This is a genomic window from Pseudomonas alliivorans (genome assembly GCF_017826695.1).
Taxonomy (GTDB): domain Bacteria; phylum Pseudomonadota; class Gammaproteobacteria; order Pseudomonadales; family Pseudomonadaceae; genus Aquipseudomonas; species Aquipseudomonas alliivorans.
This window is the reverse complement of the sequence record NZ_JAFFZW010000003.1, coordinates 633,541-653,518: the sequence shown is the minus strand read 5'-3', so window position 1 is coordinate 653,518 and position 19,978 is coordinate 633,541. Positions and strand designations below refer to the sequence as shown.

At 56.0% G+C, this 19,978-nt stretch carries 15 protein-coding genes and 1 tRNA gene; 13 read left to right on the top strand and 3 right to left on the bottom strand.

The features are described from left to right. Positions 1–85 precede the first annotated feature (85 nt). Positions 86–1,315 (top strand): multifunctional CCA addition/repair protein, encoded by a 1,230-nt coding sequence (locus JTJ32_RS12180; RefSeq protein ID WP_210042161.1) that lies wholly within the window; start codon positions 86–88, stop codon positions 1,313–1,315. Between the two features lie 179 nt (positions 1,316–1,494). Here the strand turns inward: JTJ32_RS12180 and folK are convergent, their stop codons facing one another. Next, positions 1,495–2,019 carry a 2-amino-4-hydroxy-6-hydroxymethyldihydropteridine diphosphokinase gene (gene folK, locus JTJ32_RS12175; RefSeq protein WP_099228598.1) on the bottom strand — a complete coding sequence of 175 codons (525 nt, stop codon included), beginning with the start codon at positions 2,017–2,019 and terminating at the stop codon, positions 1,495–1,497. Then, entirely contained in the window at positions 2,010–2,363 is a 354-nt protein-coding gene (folB, locus tag JTJ32_RS12170) for a dihydroneopterin aldolase (protein ID WP_099228599.1), read from the bottom strand. The genes folK and folB overlap by 10 nt, the downstream gene beginning before the upstream one ends. A 74-nt stretch (positions 2,364–2,437) precedes the next feature. Here folB and plsY point away from each other — a divergent pair, with 74 nt between their 5' ends. Next, a complete protein-coding gene (gene plsY, locus JTJ32_RS12165; protein WP_184322198.1) occupies positions 2,438–3,007 on the top strand; it encodes a glycerol-3-phosphate 1-O-acyltransferase PlsY in 570 nt (189 codons plus the stop codon). An 8-nt stretch (positions 3,008–3,015) separates the two neighbouring features. Here the strand turns inward: plsY and tsaD are convergent, their stop codons facing one another. After that, on the bottom strand, positions 3,016–4,041 hold the full coding sequence (gene tsaD, locus JTJ32_RS12160) for a tRNA (adenosine(37)-N6)-threonylcarbamoyltransferase complex transferase subunit TsaD (protein WP_099228601.1): 1,026 nt from the start codon (positions 4,039–4,041) through the stop codon (positions 3,016–3,018). A 198-nt stretch (positions 4,042–4,239) separates the two neighbouring features. Between tsaD and rpsU the strand changes: the two genes are divergently transcribed. From rpsU to JTJ32_RS12105, 11 genes are all read left to right on the top strand, one after another. Beyond that, entirely contained in the window at positions 4,240–4,455 is a 216-nt protein-coding gene (gene rpsU / locus JTJ32_RS12155) for a 30S ribosomal protein S21 (protein WP_002551877.1), read from the top strand. Positions 4,456–4,860: 405 nt separating this feature from the next. Continuing rightward, positions 4,861–6,816, top strand: coding sequence for a DNA primase (gene dnaG / locus JTJ32_RS12150; RefSeq protein ID WP_099228602.1), 1,956 nt, complete (start codon positions 4,861–4,863; stop codon positions 6,814–6,816). 67 nt (positions 6,817–6,883) lie between these two features. After that, positions 6,884–8,734, top strand: a complete 1,851-nt coding sequence (gene rpoD, locus JTJ32_RS12145; RefSeq protein WP_099228603.1) for an RNA polymerase sigma factor RpoD — start codon at positions 6,884–6,886, stop codon at positions 8,732–8,734. A gap of 72 nt (positions 8,735–8,806) precedes the next feature. Then, positions 8,807–9,154 (top strand): hypothetical protein, encoded by a 348-nt coding sequence (locus tag JTJ32_RS12140; protein ID WP_143518973.1) that lies wholly within the window; start codon positions 8,807–8,809, stop codon positions 9,152–9,154. Beyond that, positions 9,154–11,643 (top strand): GGDEF domain-containing phosphodiesterase, encoded by a 2,490-nt coding sequence (locus tag JTJ32_RS12135; protein ID WP_210042218.1) that lies wholly within the window; start codon positions 9,154–9,156, stop codon positions 11,641–11,643. The genes JTJ32_RS12140 and JTJ32_RS12135 overlap by 1 nt, the downstream gene beginning before the upstream one ends. 137 nt (positions 11,644–11,780) lie before the next feature. Then, a tRNA-Ile gene (locus JTJ32_RS12130) sits at positions 11,781–11,857 on the top strand. A 159-nt stretch (positions 11,858–12,016) separates the two neighbouring features. Beyond that, positions 12,017–13,432: a tyrosine-type recombinase/integrase gene (locus JTJ32_RS12125; protein WP_236059263.1), complete on the top strand. Its 1,416-nt coding sequence runs from the start codon at positions 12,017–12,019 to the stop codon at positions 13,430–13,432. Next, entirely contained in the window at positions 13,425–16,658 is a 3,234-nt protein-coding gene (locus JTJ32_RS12120) for a hypothetical protein (RefSeq protein WP_210042160.1), read from the top strand. Before JTJ32_RS12125 ends, JTJ32_RS12120 begins: the two co-directional genes overlap by 8 nt. Further along, positions 16,655–17,323 (top strand): hypothetical protein, encoded by a 669-nt coding sequence (locus JTJ32_RS12115; RefSeq protein WP_058428064.1) that lies wholly within the window; start codon positions 16,655–16,657, stop codon positions 17,321–17,323. The genes JTJ32_RS12120 and JTJ32_RS12115 overlap by 4 nt, the downstream gene beginning before the upstream one ends. Next, positions 17,310–17,783, top strand: coding sequence for a hypothetical protein (locus JTJ32_RS12110; protein ID WP_058428063.1), 474 nt, complete (start codon positions 17,310–17,312; stop codon positions 17,781–17,783). Before JTJ32_RS12115 ends, JTJ32_RS12110 begins: the two co-directional genes overlap by 14 nt. Then, positions 17,780–19,945 carry an AAA family ATPase gene (locus tag JTJ32_RS12105; RefSeq protein ID WP_210042159.1) on the top strand — a complete coding sequence of 722 codons (2,166 nt, stop codon included), beginning with the start codon at positions 17,780–17,782 and terminating at the stop codon, positions 19,943–19,945. Before JTJ32_RS12110 ends, JTJ32_RS12105 begins: the two co-directional genes overlap by 4 nt. The last annotated feature ends 33 nt before the right edge of the window (positions 19,946–19,978 follow it).

Below are 19,978 nucleotides of genomic sequence, written 5' to 3'. Positions count from 1 at the left end.
TGAAGCCTTAAACGGGTCATCGTTCGGTTTTAGCCTCCGCAAGCACGACGCAAGGTTTATCCTGTCGCGCTTACGGAGGTTTTTTATGCAGATTTATAAAGTTGGTGGCGCCGTACGCGACCGCCTGCTGGGTCAACCCGTCACCGACATCGACTGGGTGGTCGTCGGTGCTTCGGCCGAAGACATGCTGGTCAAGGGCTATCGCCCGGTCGGCACAGACTTCCCGGTTTTTCTCCACCCGCTGACGGGCGAGGAATATGCGCTGGCACGTACCGAGCGTAAAAGCGGTGTGGGCTATGGCGGCTTCGTCTTTCATGCCAGCCCCGACGTTACGCTTGAACAGGACCTGATCCGTCGCGACCTGACCATCAATGCGATGGCCGAAGACAAGGACGGCAATCTGACCGATCCCTTTCATGGCCAACAGGATCTTGAAGCGCGCATTCTGCGTCACGTTTCCCCCGCGTTCGCCGAAGATCCCCTACGCGTACTGCGCGTCGCCCGTTTCGCCGCTCGTTATGCGCCGCATGGCTTCACCATCGCTCCCGAGACGCTGGACCTGATGCGTCAGCTCAGCGAATCCGGCGAGCTCAAGGCGCTCACGCCCGAACGAAGCTGGAAGGAAATCTCTCGTGCGCTGATGGAAAAACAGCCGCAGGTGTTCATTCGCGTGCTGCATGAGTGTGGTGCGCTCAATGAACTGCTACCCGAGGTCGAAGCCCTGTTCGGCGTGCCCCAGCCAGCCGCGCACCACCCGGAAATCGACACCGGCGTGCATGTGCTCAGCGTGCTGGAGCAGGCCGCCATTCATGAGCATCCGTTGAGCGTGCGCTGGGCCTGCCTGCTGCATGATCTGGGCAAAGGGCTGACGCCGGAATCGGAATGGCCAAGGCACATCGCCCATGAGCACACCGGTTTGCGCCTGATCAAAGCCGTCAATGAACGTTTCCGAGTGCCAAGGGAATGTCAGGAATTGGCCTTGCTGGTCGGCCAGTACCACACCCACGGACACCGGGCGCTGGAACTCAAGCCCTCGACCGTGCTGGAACTGCTGCACAGCTTCGACGTGTACCGCAGGCCGCAGCGCTTCGAGGAATTCATCGCCGCGTGCGAAATGGATGCGCGGGGCCGTCATGGTTTCGAGCAGCGCAGTTATCCACAGGCAGAGTACCTGCGCGGCGCGGCAGAGGCGGCACGGGCAGTGTCGGTACAGCCGCTGCTTGAAAAGGGTCTGAAGGGCCAGGACCTGGGCAACGCCTTGAAAAACGCCCGGCTGGATGCGCTGAAGGTGTACAAGGCGGAGTATGGCGGATAAGTGATGTGATCCTTCCCGACGCCGCACGCAGGCGAAGCGAAAGTGCCTGACTGGACGTAACCGCGGGAGGCGGCTTGCCGGCGATGGCGTCCGTTCAGTCACTGACGTGTCGCGCAAGAAAGAGAATCGCCGGCGAGCCGCCTCCACCATTCGTTGGCGCGGGCACGATCATTGTGGAATCAGCCCTTGAGCAACTCCCCAGGCGTCAGAGCCTGGCCTTTCCATTCGAACGCCACAGGCCACAGTTGCTGATCGATCTGCGCATCGGCCCACAATGTACTGAACGGCTCGCCGACACCTGGATGCAGACGATCCGGAGCGATCAGCGACAACGGCCACAAGACGAAGGCGTTCTTGAGGATCTCGGCACGGGGCAGGATCAGCCCGTCGAAGTTGCCGACCTGCTCTCCATACAGCAGCACGTCGATGTCCAGCGGCAGTCCCTTGCGATCCGGGGCGTAGCGGCCATTGTCGGCCTCGATGAATTTCAGACGGCGGTCCAGCTCCATCAACGGCAGGTCGGTCAGAGCCGATACCACCAGATTGAAAAACGGGCCGCTCTTGATGCCCACCGCATGGCTCTCGAATACGGGCGAACAGCTCAACTCGCTGAGAAAACTGTCCAGCGCATCGAGCCCGGCATGCAGGTGCCTTTCGCGCTCGATGTTGCTGCCGAGCCCGAGAAAAATCCGCGTCAGCGACATCCGCGCTCGATCTCCACGCCCACACCGGCAGCGGCAGCGACCGCACCGGGCTTGGTCAGCCTCAGGTGCAGCCAGGGAATAGTGAACTCTGCCATCAGCACCTCGGCCAGGCGCTCGGCGAACGTCTCGACCAATTGGAACTGCGCCTGCTCGGCAAAGGCCTGGATACGGGTCGACACACTGGCGTAGTCGAGTGCCTTGCTCAGGTCATCGCCCGCGGCGGCGGGTCGGTTGTCCCAGGCAAAACTCAGGTCAAGACGCAGGCACTGACGAATGCCGCGCTCCCAGTCGTACGCGCCGATCACGGTATCGACCTCAAGACCCTTAATGAAAACTCTGTCCAAGCACTACTCTCCACTGCACGACAAGGGCGCGATGCGCCGTTAGAATCAGGGCATCCTCGCCCGGAATGGTTAGCATGTTTTGGTTACTGGCGACCTTCGCCTACCTGCTCGGCTCACTGTCCTTCGCCATCCTGCTCAGCCGCCTCAGCGGTGGTCCCGACCCGCGTGACAGCGGCTCAGGCAACGCAGGCGCGACCAACATGCTGCGTCTGGCCGGCAAAAAAATGGCCATCCTCACGCTGATCGGCGATCTGTGCAAAGGTCTGGTTCCGGTGCTGATCGCCAGCACCCTGGGCCTTGATCCTTCACAACAGGGCTGGATCGGCGTATGCGCCGTATTGGGCCATCTGTTCCCACTGTACTTCCGCTTTCGCGGTGGCAAGGGTGTCGCCACGGCTGCCGGCGTGCTGCTCGGTCTTTATCTTCCTGCAGCCATACTGGCCATCGCCGCCTGGGTGCTGACGTTCCGTCTGACCCGCACCAGTTCGCTGGCTGCCCTGATCGCCACACCCCTCACACTGCCATTGCTGGCCTGGCAGGAGCCCCGGGCATTACTGCCCATGAGCGTCCTGACCCTGCTGATCGTCTGGCGACATCGCGGCAATCTACGCGACCTGCTCGCCGGGCGCGAACGGCATTTCTGACCGGCGCTTCACAGCCCCGACAGTTGCTCCATCGGCCAGCGCGCCTGCACGCTGATGCTCAAATCTTCTTTCTGGCCCGCCTGCAAACGCTGGCAGCCCGCATAGGCGATCATCGCGCCGTTATCGGTGCAGAACTCGGGACGTGCGTAAAACACTTGCCCTCGCAGATCGCCCAGCATGCTCTCCAGCGACAGACGAAGCGCCTTGTTGGCACTGACGCCGCCCGCGATAACCAGGCTCTTGAGCCCGGTCTGCTTCAGCGCACGCTTGCACTTGATGGTCAAAGTCTCCACTACCGCCTGCTGGAAGGCCAGAGCGATGTCGCAACGGGTTTGCTCACTGTCGTCCCCGGCACTCTGGCACTGCTGCCAGGTGTTGAGTGCAGAGGTTTTCAGACCGCTGAAGCTGAACATCAGGCCCGGACGATCCGTCATGGGCCGCGGAAAGGCGAAGCGCCCCGCCACACCCTGAGTCGCCAGCCTGGAGATTTCCGGACCGCCAGGGTATTGCAGCCCCATCATCTTGGCCGTCTTGTCGAACGCTTCGCCTGCCGCGTCATCCAGCGTCTCACCCAGTAACTCGTACTGGCCGATGCCATCGACCCGAACCAGTTGCGTATGGCCGCCGGACACCAACAAAGCGACGAACGGAAACTCGGGCGGATTTTCTTCCAGCATCGGCGCCAGCAAATGGCCTTCCATGTGATGCACGCCCAACGCCGGAATGTCCCAGGCGAACGCCAGGGCCTGAGCGCATGACGCACCGACCAGCAAGGCACCCACAAGGCCCGGCCCGGCGGTGTAGGCAATGGCGTCGATGTCGGTCGCGACGCAGTCGGCCTCGGCCAGGGTCTGGCGAATCAGGGGCAGCATGCGCTTGACGTGATCACGCGAAGCCAGCTCCGGCACCACACCACCGTAGGCGCGGTGCAGGTCGATCTGACTGAATAATGCGTCGGCCAGCAAACCGCGCTCACTGTCGTAAAGCGCGACGCCGGTTTCATCGCATGACGTTTCCAATCCCAGTACTAGCATGGGTTTGCGCCTTGTAGGGGGTAGATTCGAAGGCGCGCATAATAGTCGCCGACCGAGGTGCCGACCAGCGGTTTTCGATCAGAGGCTTTGCATTCCTCTCAATGAGGGGTTAACATCCGCAACCCTTAAAAACCGACGTACTTTTGTGCAGTGTTTGCACGAAGCGTTGACCCCGGTAATGAATGAAGGTAGCTCTGGATGCCAGCCGTCAAAGTTAAAGAGAACGAACCCTTCGACGTAGCTCTGCGTCGTTTCAAGCGCTCCTGCGAAAAAGCCGGTGTTCTGGCTGAAGTTCGTAGCCGCGAATTTTACGAGAAGCCGACTTCCGAGCGTAAGCGTAAGGCAGCTGCTGCTGTCAAACGTCACGCCAAGAAAGTTCAGCGCGAGCAGCGCCGCGCCGTTCGTCTGTACTAATACAGACTTACGTCGAAAGCTTCTGCCTTGCCCGGCCTTACAGTCGGGCTGTCGGCAGTTGCAGTGACAGCATCACGCTAGATTGACCGAACAGTCCAGGTAGCCCATGCGACCCAGGATTCAGTCAAGCACGTCCCGCCTGCTTACAGGCAACATTGGTCATGCCCACTCGGGCAGCACATCGATCAATGGACAAGACGAGTATGCCTTGATGACTTCGCAAGAAGCTCAGCCAAGGCAGCGTCTCGTGCACATGAAAATCCCTTTTCAGGCCCAAGCACCGACCTTCGGATGCCAAGACGTGCCCGCTTGTTGCAGTGCCTTTCAAAAAGGCGGCTGACAGGCCGACGGAACGCTCGTAGAGTCACCACGATAATTTCGCGACACGCTTGATATGAGAATGCCATGGCCGGGCTGATTCCCCAGAGCTTCATCGACGACCTTCTGAACCGTACCGACATCGTCGACGTGGTCAGCTCACGCGTGCAGCTCAAGAAAACCGGGAAGAATTACAGCGCCTGCTGCCCGTTCCACAAAGAGAAAACACCCTCTTTCAGTGTCAGCCCGGACAAACAGTTCTATTACTGCTTCGGCTGCGGCGCAGGCGGCAACGCCCTTGGCTTCATCATGGACCACGACAACCTGGACTTTCCCCAGGCCGTCGAAGACCTTGCCAAAGCCGCCGGCATGGAAGTGCCCCGCGAGCAGGGCGTCAAAGGCCAGAAACCCCGTCAGCCCACTGACTCACCGCTCTACCCGCTGCTGACCGCTGCCGCAGAGTTTTACCGTCAGGCCCTGAAAAACCATCCAACGCGCAGAGCCGCAGTGGACTACCTCAAGGGTCGCGGCCTGTCAGGCGAGATCGCAAGGGACTTCGGTCTGGGCTTTGCGCCACCGGGCTGGGACAACCTCTACAAACACCTGAGCAGCGACTCGTTGCAGCAAAAGGTGATGATCGACGCCGGCCTGCTGATCGAAAACGCAGAAACCGGCAAACGCTACGACCGCTTCCGCGATCGGGTCATGTTTCCGATTCGCGACTCACGCGGCCGGGTTATCGCCTTTGGCGGGCGAGTACTGGGCGACGACAAACCCAAATACCTGAACTCGCCAGAAACGCCGGTTTTCCATAAAGGCCAGGAGCTTTACGGCCTGTTTGAGGCGCGCAAGTACAACCGCAACCTTGATGAAATCATCGTCGTCGAAGGTTACATGGACGTCATCGCGCTGGCCCAGCAAGGCCTGCGCAACGCCGTGGCCACGCTGGGCACGGCTACCAGCGAAGAGCATTTGAAGCGCCTGTTCAGGGTCGTGCCCAACGTGCTGTTCTGCTTCGACGGCGACCAGGCAGGCCGCAACGCAGCCTGGCGAGCGCTTGAAGCGACACTGTCGAGCCTGCAGGACGGAAGACGGGCACGCTTTCTGTTTCTTCCCGAAGGCGAGGACCCGGATACCCTGGTGCGCTCGGAAGGTACCGACGCATTCAGGGCGCGCATCAACCAGCATGCGCAGCCGCTGGCAGATTACTTTTTCGAGCAACTGACCAAGGAAGCCGACCCGCGCTCGCTCGAGGGCAAGGCCCATATGGCCACCCTTGCCGCCCCGCTGATCGACAAGGTGCCCGGCGCGAACCTCAAGACCCTGATGCGTCAGCGCCTGACCGAAATCACCGGCCTGACTGGCGAGGCCGTCAGCCAGCTGGTGCAGAGCGCGCCATCGGAAGCGCCGCCCAGCTACGACCCGTATGTCGATTATGACGCCATGCCTGATTTCGCCGACTATCAGCCGCAAGGCGGTTATGAAGCGCAGCAGGAATGGACGCCGAAGAAAACCGGCGGTCCGAATCAGAAAAAATGGGAAAAGAAGCCTTGGGACAAAAAAGGCAAGCGCGGGGACTTCGAACCGCGCGCGCCACGCGTGCCGACTGCGGTTGAACCGCCGATGCAGGCTGCACTCAGAACCTTGCTGCATCACCCCGAACTGGCCGAGAAAGTCGAAAATGCCAGCCATTTCGCGGCAGAAGACCAGTCTCAGGCCCAATTATTGGTTTCTCTTATTGAAGCCCGGCAAAAGAATCCCAATCTTCGGTCGTTACAGTTGATAGCGCGGTGGCATGGAACCGAACAGGGCCGTTTGCTGCGCGCACTGGCCGAAAAGGAATGGTTGATCGAGGCCGATAACCTTGAACAACAGTTTTTCGACACTATAACTAGCTTATCCGCTCGCCAACGCGAGCGTAGCCTGGAACATCTGATCAGCAAGGCACGTCAAACCGAACTGAGTGCAGAAGAGAAAATTCAGCTTCGGGACCTGCTAAATCGCAATGTTCCTGCACAAACCCCGACCTCAACTGGCGCGTGAGGTCATAGCTCGGGTATAATCCTCGGCTTGTTTTTTGCCCGCCAAGACCTTCAGTGGATAGGGTGTTATGTCCGGAAAAGCGCAACAGCAGTCTCGTATCAAAGAGTTGATCACCCTGGGTCGTGAGCAGAAGTATCTGACTTACGCAGAGGTCAACGACCACTTGCCCGAGGATATTTCAGATCCCGAGCAGGTGGAAGACATCATCCGCATGATCAACGACATGGGGATCCCGGTACACGAGAGTGCTCCGGATGCGGACGCCTTGATGCTGGCCGACGCCGATACCGATGAGGCAGCCGCAGAAGAAGCGGCCGCAGCATTGGCAGCGGTTGAAACCGACATCGGTCGTACCACCGATCCCGTTCGCATGTACATGCGTGAAATGGGTACCGTTGAACTCCTGACCCGTGAAGGCGAAATCGAAATCGCCAAACGTATCGAAGAAGGCATCCGTGAAGTGATGGGCGCAATCGCGCACTTCCCTGGCACGGTTGACCATATTCTTTCCGAATACACACGTGTCACGAGCGAAGGCGGTCGCCTGTCCGACGTTCTCAGCGGTTACATCGATCCGGATGACGGCATCGCGCCGCCTGCCGAAGTGCCTCCTCCTGTCGACCCCAAAGCCGCCAAGGCCGAAGGCACCGATGACGATGAGGAAGAATCGGCAGACGCTTCCGATGAAGAAGACGAAGTCGAAAGCGGTCCGGATCCGGTCATCGCTGCACAGCGCTTCGGTGCTGTCTCCGATCAGATGGAAATCACCCGCAAGGCCCTGAAGAAGTTCGGTCGCGAAGACAAGCACGCCATTGCCGAAATGGTTGCCCTCGCCGAACTGTTCATGCCGATCAAGCTGGTGCCAAAACAGTTTGAAGGTCTGGTAGAGCGTGTACGCGGTGCGCTTGACCGCCTGCGTGCCCAGGAACGCGCCATCATGCAGCTGTGCGTACGTGATGCACGTATGCCGCGCGCCGACTTCCTTCGCCAGTTCCCTGGCAACGAAGTGGACGAGAGCTGGACCGATGCGCTGGCCAAGGGCAAGAGCAAGTACGCCGAAGCCATCGGTCGCCTGCAGCCGGACATCCAGCGTTGCCAGCAGAAGCTGTCCGCGCTCGAAGAAGAAACCGGCCTGAAGATTGCCGAGATCAAGGACATCAACCGTCGCATGTCGATCGGTGAGGCCAAGGCCCGCCGCGCGAAGAAAGAGATGGTTGAAGCGAACCTGCGTCTGGTGATCTCCATTGCCAAGAAGTACACCAACCGCGGTCTGCAATTCCTCGATCTGATTCAGGAAGGCAACATCGGCCTGATGAAGGCGGTGGACAAGTTCGAATACCGTCGTGGTTACAAGTTCTCGACATATGCCACATGGTGGATCCGTCAGGCGATCACTCGCTCGATTGCCGACCAGGCGCGCACCATTCGTATTCCGGTGCACATGATCGAGACAATCAACAAGCTCAACCGTATTTCCCGCCAAATGCTGCAGGAAATGGGTCGCGAACCGACCCCGGAAGAGCTGGGCGAACGCATGGAAATGCCTGAGGACAAGATCCGCAAGGTGCTGAAGATCGCCAAAGAGCCGATCTCCATGGAAACCCCGATCGGTGACGACGAAGATTCGCATCTGGGTGACTTCATCGAAGACTCGACCATGCAGTCGCCAATCGATGTCGCCACCGTCGAAAGCCTGAAAGAAGCGACACGCGAAGTGCTGTCGGGCCTCACGGCTCGTGAAGCCAAGGTTCTGCGCATGCGTTTCGGCATCGACATGAACACCGACCACACGCTGGAAGAGGTTGGCAAACAGTTCGACGTGACCCGCGAGCGGATCCGTCAGATCGAAGCCAAGGCACTGCGTAAACTGCGTCACCCGACCCGTAGCGAACACTTGCGTTCGTTCCTCGACGAGTAACACGCGCAGCACGCAACGCGTTAAAACAGAACCCCCGGCCTGCCGGGGGTTTTGCGTTTCTGGCCCGCCGTAATGTTCGCAGCGCTCTATTTCGCAAGTCTTGTTGAAAACCTCTTCGAAACACGCCTGTCAGCCGTCGCCCGGCAGGAAAAATTCCGAAACCTGGCCTACAACTATGTGTCACCGCAGGCAAAAAGCCTGCTCGTGATCCTTTGGCCTATCGGTTGTTGCCAGGATTTTTACCGCAGCATCGTGCGCAGACTTGCCGCGATGTTGAGACCTTCTGCTAGCAATAAATCAGCAGCGGTAATGACCACAACCCTGGCCCGCTCGTGCGCAACGATACGGAGCAAGTGCTGTGGCCCCCGCGATATCGGCAGCCAGACCAAGCACGGACGTGAGCACTTATGCGTGGATTAATGACCGACATCAGTGACAGCAAAAAAACCGAAGAAGCGTTGCGTGTGTCCGAAGACCGATTCGCCTCAGTCTTCGCCCATTGCCCGGACATCATGGTGATCGCCAGCCTCATCGACGGTCAGATCCTTGAAGCCAACAAAGCCTTTGTCGAACAGACCGGCCTCACCGCCGAAGAAGTGATTGGCAAGACGCCGACCCAGATAAACATCTGGGCCGTGCCGGGCATCGGCCCCGGCCTTCTGGAACAACTGCAAAAGGGCCACATCCGCAACCTCGAGCTGCCCTTCCGCCGCAAGGACGGAGAGACCTTCTCAGGACTGATGTCCGCGCAATCTTTCGAACTCGGCCCGGAGCCGGCCGTTCTGGTGGTGGTTCGCGACATCACCCCGCTCAAGCAGGCGCAGCAACAACTCCAGCTTTCCGAAGAGAAATTCGCCAAAGCCTTTCACGCCTCCCCCGACGGTCTGACCATCAGTCGCATCCACGATGGGGTGATCCTCGAGGTCAACGACGGCTTCTGCCGCATCACCGGCTACAGCGAAAAACAGTGCCTTGAACGCTCCACGCTCGACCTGGGCATCTGGGCCGACCTGGGTGAACGCCAGACCATGATCCAGCACATCAGGCAGCACGGCTCTGTTCGCGATTTTTACGCCAGGATTCGTGGCTCCGAAGGCAATATCCGGCTCTGCGAGCTGTCTTCGCACCCGGTGTTGATCGATGGCGAAGACTGCCTGCTGACCATCTGCCGGGACGTCACCGAACGCCAGTACATGCAGGAAAAACTGCACCTGGCCGCCACCGTATTCGAAAGCACCGCCGAAGGCGTGCTGATCACCGACACGCGCCAGCGTATCAATGCGGTCAACCGTGCCTTCAGCCAGATCACCGGCTACAGCGAGGCCGAAGCCATCGGCCATACCCCTCGCCTGCTTGCCTCGGGTCAACACGACAGCGCGTTCTATGCCGCAATGTGGCACCAGTTGACCGCTGAAGGCCACTGGCAAGGCGAGATCTACAACCGGCGAAAGAACAACGAGATCTACCCAAGCTGGCTCACTATCAGCGCCGTACGCAACAAGGATCACCTCATCACCCACTTCGTCGCCGTCTTCGCCGACATCTCCAGCCTCAAGCACGCTCAGGCACGTCTGGACTACCAAGCGCACCACGACCCCCTCACCGGCCTGCCCAACCGCACCCTGTTCGAGAACCGTCTGCAGACGGCGCTGCTGCACAGTGAGGAGTCCGGCAGCCTCGGCGCGGTGTTGTTTCTGGACCTGGACCGCTTCAAACACATCAACGACAGCCTCGGGCACCCGGTCGGCGACCTGCTGCTCAAAGGCATCGCTCAGCGCCTCAAGGAGCACCTGCGCGACATCGACACCGTCGCCCGGCTCGGCGGCGACGAATTCATCGTTCTGCTGCCCGGCCTGCTGCAACCCAGCGACGCCGTCAGCATCGCCAACAAGCTGCTGGCCTGCTTCAGCGCGCCCTTTCAGGCGGGCGAACACGAATTCTTCATCAGCTCCAGCATCGGTTGCAGCCTGTTTCCCACCGACGGTACAGACGTCGCCACGCTGGTCAAAAATGCCGACGCCGCGATGTACCGCTCAAAAGCCAAGGGGCGCAACCGCGTCGAAAGCTACACCCGCGACCTGACCGTCCAGGCCAGCGAACGCATCGCCCTTGAGCAGGAACTCAGGCGCGCACTGGACCGCAACGAGCTGAGCCTGTCGTTCCAGCCAAAAACCAGCCTGCTGACCAACACCCTGGTCGGCGCCGAAGCCTTGATTCGCTGGAACCACCCGACCTTCGGCGAAGTACCGCCCGAACACTTCATCCCGCTGGCCGAAGAAAACGGCATGATCCTGCAGATTGGTGAGTGGGTCATCGAACACGCGTGCCGTCAGATGCACCAATGGCGCAAAACCCACAAACCGTTCGGCCCGCTGTCCGTCAACCTCGCCGGCGCACAACTGCGCCAACCGGGCCTCGTCGAACGCATCGAACACCTGCTGAGCAACCACGGCCTGGAGCCGGGCAGCCTGCAACTGGAAATCACCGAAAACTTCATCATGAGCCAGACCCAGGAAGCCCTGGCCGTGCTGCACAAACTCAAGAAACTCGGCGTGCAACTGGCCATCGACGACTTCGGCACCGGCTACTCATCACTGAGCTACCTCAAACGCCTGCCGCTCGACATTCTCAAGATCGACCAATCCTTCGTCCGCGGCCTGCCCGAAGACACCCACGACGCCGCCATCGTCCGCGCCATCATCGCCCTGGGCCGCAGCATGCAACTGACCGTCATCGCCGAAGGCGTGGAGAACAGCGACCAACAACAATTCCTCGCTGCAGAAGGCTGCGAACAGATCCAGGGCTACATCGTCAGCCTGCCCCTGCCGCCCGAGGAATTCTGCGCCAGGTTCCTTCTTATGAACGTTTCGGACTTTTCGGATAGCACAGCCGCGAAACCACCGTTATAATCCGCGTCCTGCTGAGGGCCCATAGCTCAGTTGGTTAGAGCAGAGGACTCATAATCCTTTGGTCCACGGTTCTTATGTGGTATGAACATCGGTGTGGTATTTAGACCTCACCTCTGGTAGCTTTGCATCTCCTCAGTGCCACTGTAGCTCAATTGGTTAGAGCAACCGACTCATAATCGGTGGGTCGCGGGTTCGATTCCCGCCGGTGGCCCCAACTCCTTGTATATCAAGCACTTAAAAAACCTGCATATGCCCTCTGACCACGGTGTCGGAGTTTTTTGCGTGCTAAAAAAATCCTCAACTCAGGAATTTTTCTTGACATGCCATGTGCAACACCGAAAGCTATGAGGGTGTTGTATTTGGAAATAGACTCTTGAAAAACTTCATCCTGGTCGAGGCACCGCTCACAAGCGAAGCCAGATACCTATTGCTTCACCTTGACCCGGATATGCCCGACGAGTTGCGGGAATTCAAGCCTTTCACCCACTACACAACCTGGCTGGCTAGTAGGGGCTACGCCCCCAACACGGTGAAGCTTTATGCCGAGCACGTGGGGCGGTTTGTGGATTACGTGTATGAGGCATCGCAGACCCCATTCGCGGCGGATGTCGAGGTCACTATTGAGACCGTCATCAATAGCTACCCGGCGTATCTGTTGTTCGGTAAGGGCGCTGCGAATCCTATAGCACTGAAGTTGGCTGGCAGCCTGGGCAAGGAGAAGCTAACAGGCCACAACTCCATCGCGGAGACCATCGAATCGTCGATCAACTGGTTTCTTCAGGTATCGGAAACGAAGAACAGAATTACGCCTGACAAGTTATTCAGTCCGTTTTACACAAAGCGAGCTGAGTATCGTAGTCAGTATGAGATCTCGGCTCACAAGGCCAATTCGTGGCTGGCCGCAGTCATTCGTGACTCGATTAAGTCAGTGCTGCCTAAGCGCAAGAGAGACAAACTCTTTCCCCAGGCAGCACGCAGGGACAGGAAGAACGACCAAAAACCGTTCAAGACCTTAGCCTTCCCCATCGAGCAATCCGTGAATCTCATCAGGCAGGCAAAGCCAGCGAAGTCCAAGACTTTCTATAGGGACATGACACTCTATTCCCTACTCGCGGCAACAGGTGCTCGTTCGAGCGAGGCTTTGCAGGTGAGGATGCCCGATATCGACGATGATGAGTTCGCAGTTTTCCTCCGCGACCCTTTTGCACGCAAAACGCCTGGAATTACAGAGGATGAGTACCAGTTCCTTTCCTGGAAGGGACGGGTGACTGAAATGACGTTCATGATCGAACCCTTTGCCGGGATGTTCTGGGAAAACCTTGAGAAGTATTTGACCCGTGAGTACAACTCGAGCGTCGGCCATGACTTCCTCTTTCAAAACCTCGATGGCAGGCCATTCTTCGCTAGCGACCGAAGCAGTCGAGACAAGACCTTCAAAAGTTACGCCAAAAAAGCAGGCGTAGAGGACGTCACAAGCATTAGCGCTCACTCGCTACGGCATATGTACGGAACCTACACACTTAATTATTTGCCAGTTCCTGGACAGAGCATCCCCGGACTCCCTCTGACGTATGTAAAAATCTTGATGGGTCATGCTAGCGCCTCTTCCACCATGAAGTACGCCAAGCACGACACTGACATAATCGAAGCCTATATCCAACACGCCAATCAGTACGTATCACAACGTGGTGAAGCATCTTTCAGGACGATTCGAGCAGACTTCCACTTCCGGCAGTTAGAGTTACTCGAGGAAGAAGCCAAGCGTATTGAAGGAGAAAAAAATGATTAATCTCACCAAAGATGTTCTCATTATCAAGTCAGGAGAGGACTTGGAGAGATCGATCAAGGAGGCTATTGCCAAAGCTAAGGCATGTGTTGCAAAGGCACTTTTTGAGTCCAAGCACATCGCTCCTAGTAAAATCTCAAGCGGCTCCGTTAATGAGTATTACCAGGCCTCCGTCCTACGTTTCTTTAACGACCACCTGGATCCAGTTAACGCCCCGGTATACGATGAGGATTGGGTACACAATCTCTATACCTGCACGAAAAAAACCCCGGACGCGAAAGTCGCAAAACAGGTGATTCCAAAGACCGCACACGACTGGATTAACAAGTCTTCACTGGAAAGGCTTGCTAAAGATTCAATATTGATTTTGCATTTTCTCTGGCAGGAAAAAGCCGTACTTCTTCCTTTAGATACCAAGAAGCCTACTGGCGGTCACCAAACTAAAAAGAAGCATTTCGAATTTGCTGCAGCTGATTACACCGAAGTTCTCGCTCTAGTCAGCAAGCCTTTCGTTCCTCATATCACGTACGAGAACATTCTTGATATAACCACTGTAATGAAACCCAGTGCCATTAAAAATTTTGAGTGGTATGCTTGGCGTATGATTCGTGCCACCGATTGGCACCGGATTGAGGACATCAACCCGAAAGACATATCCGACGTTGTTGATCATTTAACTAAGACACGCCGTGGCGAAGTTAGCTGGTTCATGTATCCAATTGCACCTGGGGCATTCCTGAGCTACGTGCAGAAGCTATACCCTGAAAGGTGCCAGCAAACCACCTCCCTTCCCAAAAATGATCTGAGGGCCAGTACAAAGGCTTTAAGATCTGGTGAATTCAGTTTCCCTGCTGAACACCAAAAAAGTGTCGACCTCTGGCTGAAATATCAAGGCAAGTTTATTCAACTGCAAAAATCCAGGGGAATGAAGACGTTTAGACACTACGAAAGCAGCTTCACGGTCTTAAACACCTACCTATTTAGTGAATATCCTGAAAAAACTGGCCTGCCTCCACCTGGGCCGCAAGATCTCAATCGCACTCACCTGGAAGGAGACGGCTACGTTGGATTACTCAGTTATCTTCGCAAGGGACGCTCGGGCTCAGCCATTCAAAAGTCCCTCTACCATATCGAGGCCTTGTTTGACTACCTGACAGTTAACTCTAGCGCAGATGATGAGCTGGCTGGATTCGTCAATCCAATTTCTGACATTGATTATCCAATCGTAAGCAGAAGCTCTGGCACCAACAAGCCAGCTTTCGAGTCCGAGCATTTCCCCATTCTGCTTCAATACTGTTACGCAGTCGAATCTTTCACAACACACCTTGCCGACAGGGTTTATGAGGAACAGATAAATCTGTACGACAAAAAATTTAGAGCAGATATCCCGACGAAGAACTGGAACGAAGCCCAAAAAGTTGTCCAGACCGAAAAGCTTGGATATGTACCGGTTGTTTTTTATCGCAACCCAGACTTTGATGCTAGTCAGCCAAAGTCAGACACTAACCGTCCGATGAAATATGAAGCTCTACACCTTCTGCCTCGGTTCGTAGTGCCTATCATAGAACACAGTGTCGAAAGGAAAGGGGAATGGGTTTTCTATCCTCAGCTGAACTACATTCGTCACAATATCATCGCGCTGGAAACCGGCGTTCGAAGCATACATATTCGGTGGCTGGAAAGGCTCACCTATGACATGCACATTGATCGATCTAGACCGCTACCTCCTCTTTGTAAGTTGCGGATCAATACAGACAAGGCAAATGGCCCTTGGGACTCCACTGTTTCGAGAAGTGTAATTGATGTTCTAGATCGACAAAAGGCCATGATTAAATGGTTCAACGATCCGGCAATGGATGTCCCGGTGTGGTACGACTACCATGAAGAGAGCCCATTTGGAAAGATCACCTCCCTGTTTCCTAAGGGCGAAACTCCTGGTGTACTGACAGGAGAAGCTTACGGCAAATACTTCAAGAGGCTCGTCTATTCTTTTGATTTGTTCTGCCGATTCCAGCTGGGGATCAATACTACGAACGCTATGCCAGAAGCTGTGGGCGACCTGGACTCAATTGATGAGCCTGTCGACTACCTGGCGGCACTGAAGCTCGAAGCGCAGGCCTGTAAGCTCATCGAGCATACTCCGCACTCTTGTCGGGTTTCAGTGGTGTCCGAGTACATCAGGGTATTGCCGCCACATATCATTGGCGCATTCATCACGGGGCAAGCCACTGAAGAACACGTTATGTATTACGCGAAAGTCGACCCTGCCTACCTTAAATCGGTAGCTCAGTATCAGAAGATGAGTGTCGAGCAGGGTTGGCTCATTGATCGTCCAGCAATGTCCAATATCAAAGCCGAAGATATTTCCTCAAAGCTCCAGCAGGCTTTCCGACGAGACAAGGACAAGTCTCTGATTGATTTCGGTGCCATTTCCTTTGACCGTGAGATGAAAGACGATGTCCTGTCTGGCGTCAGGGCCGCAAAACAGCGCCCAATTGACTCGCTGGCTTTCATGCCTACTCACATCTGTCCGTTCGGCAATCACTGTCCAGCGGACGTTGTGAAAGACCTGGGTGCCATCCCAGGACTGAGTACGCCATGCGGTGGTTGCTACTACTCAGTCAAAACTGTCGACCACCTGCCCAGGATTCACGGCCATATCCGAGCCTTGACTGATGAATGCAGCGAGCTAGAGGCGTACATCGCGGAGGCCAAAAGGAATGGTGCATCGGTAGAAAGCCTTGTACAGAAAGCCAGCCGTCGCAAATTCCTGGCTACCGAGATCATCTCTTGGAGCGTAACCGCCCACTGTCTCGAACAGATGTATAGCGAGATTAAAACGCGTGAAAGCTTCTTGGTAGAGAAGCCTGAAATCGTGTCAGAACATCTGGAGCGCCTGGAGCTGAAAGAGCACTCGCTTTCCAATCTGATCGCCCGTACTGCGGAAGCTAAGTCACATGCAGAGTATTTCACTCCACAGCTGAACCAACAGCTCAAGGTTGCCAGGAACAAGCTTCTAGCGTTTACCGGAGACTTCAACCGCATGCTGGAAGAAGCACCTACTGGATTTACGCTGATCGATGAATTCAGGGGGCTGATTCGATCTGCCTGTGAAGTCCTCGGCATTTCGCTGCATGACCTGAGCGATGCAATGTCCAAGCCCATGGCTCTGAATCGCCCTGATTCGATTCTGAAGCTAATTTCGAGCCCTGGGAGTGTCACAGCATGAGCAAGGGCGCAAAACCTGGCCAAAATCGCTTTGCAGGCTCCCAAAAGAGGAATCGCGAGTTCAGGATCTGCCGGATAAAGGATGAAGTTGTCCCGAGACTGAAATCGTTCGTAGGGAAAACATCCTTTGACGGCATTACCCCTTTTTCCAGGTTTTGTGCAGAGCTTTACAACGCCGATCTGCCCGTAAACGAAAAGAAGATCGGCTATCGCACACTCGTTCAAAGCACCGATTATTGGGCACTGATCGGCCCACTGTTCCATAGGTACTGGGACTCCGCCGGCAACATGGAGTCCACGAAGAACAAGCTAGTGGGGAAGCTGGCTGCGCAAAGGGCAGATGGGCTCCAAGCAGAGACAGAAAGGCTTAAGAAAGAGATCGACGCTCTCAAATCAGCGCTTCGTATTCATGGGGCCACCCTGGCCCCCATTCCGGATTCAAAGCAAAGCGATCAGGCCTTCATGGCGAAGTTTGATAAGACCTGCCGTGCCCTTATGCTGGTGCTCAACGCGAGCGACGGAATGTTCGATGTTGACTTGAGGGCCGGAAAAATCACCTGCACGTTTGATGATCTTGAACCTGCTGAAGGGCTTGTCCCCAAAGAGATTGCCGAACCTTTCGTCCTTTGGATGAAAGCCAAGGAAAGCAAAAATGGCGATCAGTGATCAAAAGCGCTCTCCGTACGACCGCTACAGGGACTACGTGCTGCAGCTGGAACAGGCTGGGAAAAAATTTCCTGTGAACCAGTTTGGCGCCGTCAACTTCAGCAAAATCGCTGATGAATGTGGTAATCGTAGGCAGTGGTTTTCTGAAAGCGCCAAGAAGGTTTTTTGCCCCCAGGGCCAGACCCTAGAACAGGTCATCGCGAAGGATATTCGCCGCATAGGCAGTGAGTTTGTCGCGGCCAAAGACCCCGAGTCTTTGGCGGTTGATATGGCGGATTCGAAAAGTCGCGAAGCCAATCGCTTGCGAGTAATGCTTGAGCAAAAGTCGAAGGAAAACGAACTGCTGCGCGAGCAAGTTGAGCGACTATCTGCCGAGCTACGGTTGCTTCGGACATCTGCACAGGAAATCAGTAGCCAGCAGGATTTGATGATCGACTCCGGGCGGTCATTCATCCTATGAGCAATCTGTCGAGCGTGATCCAGGTGAGCTCGGTGAAGCCTGGCAGTTTCGGTGGTGCAGTCTTCTCCGGGCGCATCATTGGCCAAAACAAAATTTACACCTGCAGAGCCAGTTATAAAATCATCACCCGCATTCCTCAACCCGGCGAATGCTGGCAGTTCAAAGGCTCGATCACAGGGCATGATCAATTCAGGGATTTCGTTCTGATCGAGAGCTGCCATATCGTAAACCTGCCCATAGCGGCGTATGTGGAACGATTGCTGGTAAAGCATCCTGCATTTCGCGGGCTGTCTTTTGGCAAAGCGAAAGTCTCGAAACTGGTCAAGGCGTTCGGCGCAGAACACCTTGCTCAGGCATTGACTGCAGGCAGAGTCACCCACCTGGCGGAATTGATTAACCCTGATCTCGCCCAAAAGATCGTGGATGCCTGGAGGACGCTGCAGGATGAAATTTCAACGATTGAATTTCTCATGGAGCACGACTTCGACCCTGGGCTCGCCAAAAGCATTCTCAAGGTTTGCCAGACCAATACGGTAGAGCGTCTGAAGCTCAACCCGTACAGCCTCGTTGCGTTTCAAGGCATCCACCCGAACATATGGAAAATCGTAGACGCCGCCGCAGCCAAGCTAGGCATACCTCGTGATGACCCACGCAGGCTGGCCGGCCTTGTGGAGAACTTTCTGTATGTGCGCCTGGATCAGGGTCATACGGCATACCGAATCGAAGAACTAAAAACCGCCCTGATGCAGAAGCTTCCATCCGCCAGACTGGTAGACCAAGCTATCGACTGTGCCTTACAAAGGCGTGCTGTGTGCGTCAAGAAGCATCAAGGGACGACCCTTATCCAGCCACTGGGCGCGGCCCTTATCGAAAGTAAACTTGAGCAGCGAGTCGCTACTCTACTGTCCGCTCAGGCCTCATTGCTTCACGGTTCTCCGCAGGAACTGGAGCAAGCGATTGAAGATCGCTGCGCACATAGCGAGAGCGCGTCTGGATACCCACTCACCCGAGACCAGAAAAATGCAGTGCTGATGGCACTTACTAATCGCATCAGCACGCTGACTGGATTTGGCGGTACGGGCAAGACAACCGTGCTGAAAGCCATCGTGGATATAGCCTCTCGGCACCGCCCTGTGCATGTCCTAGCATTGAGCGGAAAAGCCAAGGAGCGTGCCAAGGAGTCTGTTGGCCGAGACACCTACACAATCCACAGCTTCTTGATAAAAATTAGTAGTGCAAGCTCGGGGCTCAATACTGGTGGCGACCCCCTCGTAATCATTGACGAATCCAGCATGGTAGACGTCGCCTTGATGCTGAAACTGCTGAATGCCTTCGCTAAGAAGGAACTGTCTCTCTTGCTCGTAGGCGATACCGGTCAGCTGTCACCGGTAGGGTATGGAATCTTCTTCCATGCTCTGGCCAAATCGAAGGCGATACCGTCGACCCACCTGATCAAGGTTCACAGGTCTATCGACAACAGTCACCTTCAGAACATCTCAATGAAGATTAGATCTGGTCATCTGGACACCTTGCCATTCTGGAATGGCGAGCGCGATGGGGTTTATCTGATCCCGTGCACAAACACGAAGGACATGCTGACACACCTCGCGAAGATCAAGCAGATCATCCCTGACGCTCAGATTCTGACGCCACACATGTCTGATCGCATGCCGGATTCCGGGCACAAGATAAACAACCACCTGCAAACCGCCCTCCAGCACACCGACGAGACGCAAGGCATCTGGATGGGCAAATACTGGCTGCGCGTTAACGACCCCGTCATCGTCACGCAGAATAGCTATGAGCATAATCTGTTCAACGGCAATACCGGGATCATGACTGGCGTTACGTCAATCGATGGTCAGATTTATGGTGCATTTCTCTTCAATGGGATCGAAGTCACCCTGTCCAGGATTGACTTGTTCGTGCTGGGGATGAAGCTTGCCTACGCCATATCCATTCATAAGGCGCAAGGCAGCGAGTACGAGACGTCCATCCTGTGCACTCTGAGTCAAAGCGAATTTGTGGAACGAAGCATGCTGTACACAGCCGTCTCACGATCTAAGCGGCTGGCCTTGATCCTCAGCACCCAGGACATCATGCAGCAGGGTGTGGCTCGCCCAAACCGCAGCGACACCCTGTGTGTAGGTTTCTCGGTTTGAATCAAAAATCGCTGGGTAGCCCTGCAATATTAT